Consider the following 1,323-nt stretch of genomic DNA (forward strand, 5'->3'; position numbering starts at 1 on the left):
CGTACGGCCCACAGAATGATGTCACGCTGAAAATGCCGGCCTTTGAATGGGTTCATGTGCAGCTCCATCAGCAAAAGGGGATGATAAGTTTATCACCACCGACTATTTGCAACAGTGCCACTTGACCTGATAGTTTGGCTGTGAGCAATTATGTGCTTAGTGCATCTAACGTCAAAATCAGCGGCGCGTTTTTATGCGTCCGCTGGATTTACTTGTTGTGCGGCGTCGCAGACTCATTGAACAACCTTTTTGCCTGCGCAATTACAGTTCTCGGAAGCTCGATATTCAGAGGTTCTGTCACGCTCTTGAACAATTCGAGACTCCACGTCCACGTTTGATGATAGGCTGCACATAGTGCTCTTGGTTCTGCACTGCTTGTGCATGCCAGATAGCGATTATACGAGTCCTCCGAGATATCCTTTTCGAGCGCGCGTGAAGGTGTCGGCCAGTGGTCTGTTGCCCCTTCGTGGAGTCGAACCAGCTTGAGTAGGTTTTCATGTGCTTTGCTGAGCAAAGCCCAGGCGCGAGCGTACTCTCCCCGATTTAAAAGATTGGCCCCAAAGAGCATCAGGCTGATGAGGTTCAACACAAGCCCTTCCACCAGCGGCGCGCCTTCACGTATCGGGGGACCGCCCACGAGAGCGCTTGCGTACCTTGACAACTCTCCTGATCGGTCCAACAAAACAGCCGCCTCAAGCGAGGGAAACCACCCATAGCCTTGCCAAGTGGAAATGACCGGTATGTCCGATTTTCGCATGAAATGGAATTCACCGCGAATGCCGTTTTCAAAAAGTGCGGTGTGGTGGCCGAAGTCGTCCGGAAAGTAAGCAGCAACCGGACTTACGGCATTAAGCCACGAGCGCTGATCGAAATTTTCAAAATGGTCATCCTGGATGAACACTGCGAATTCGATATCAGAGAACTCGTCACCCTCTCCGATAGCAAATGAGCCGAACATCAATGCCGCGATTATTCGTGCATCCTCATGACAACCTTCCTTGAAGAGTTCGATCATTTTCAGTTGAAGCATAGAAATATCCTTTTATTGAAGCCACAGATTATGAGGAAAGGTATACGCAGATTTTTGTTTTTTTTCGTCAGCACAACGCCGGAGTTAAGCCGCCGCGCGTAGCGCGGTCGGCTTGAACGAATTGTTAGACATTATTTGCCGATTACCTTGGTGATCTCGCCTTTCACGTAGTGGACAAATTCTTCCAACTGATCTGCGCGCGAGGCCAAGCGATCTTCTTCTTGTCCAAGATAAGCCTGTCTAGCTTCAAGTATGACGGGCTGATACTGGGCCGGCAGGCGCTCCATTGCCCA

The 1,323-nt window shown here is 50.3% G+C and carries 1 protein-coding gene and 1 pseudogene; both read right to left on the bottom strand.

Annotated elements, in window-relative coordinates; all coding sequences use genetic code 11:
• Positions 1-208 precede the first annotated feature (208 nt).
• Positions 209-1,030 carry a lincosamide nucleotidyltransferase Lnu(F) gene (gene lnu(F) / locus K0778_RS26100; protein ID WP_072692450.1) on the bottom strand — a complete coding sequence of 274 codons (822 nt, stop codon included), beginning with the start codon at positions 1,028-1,030 and terminating at the stop codon, positions 209-211.
• Positions 1,031-1,114: 84 nt separating this feature from the next.
• A pseudogene (locus K0778_RS26105) lies at positions 1,115-1,323 on the bottom strand (aminoglycoside adenylyltransferase domain-containing protein); the annotation flags it as partial.

This window comes from Escherichia sp. XD33, assembly GCF_019375075.1.
GTDB classification, from domain to species: Bacteria; Pseudomonadota; Gammaproteobacteria; order Enterobacterales; family Enterobacteriaceae; genus Enterobacter; species Enterobacter flexneri_A.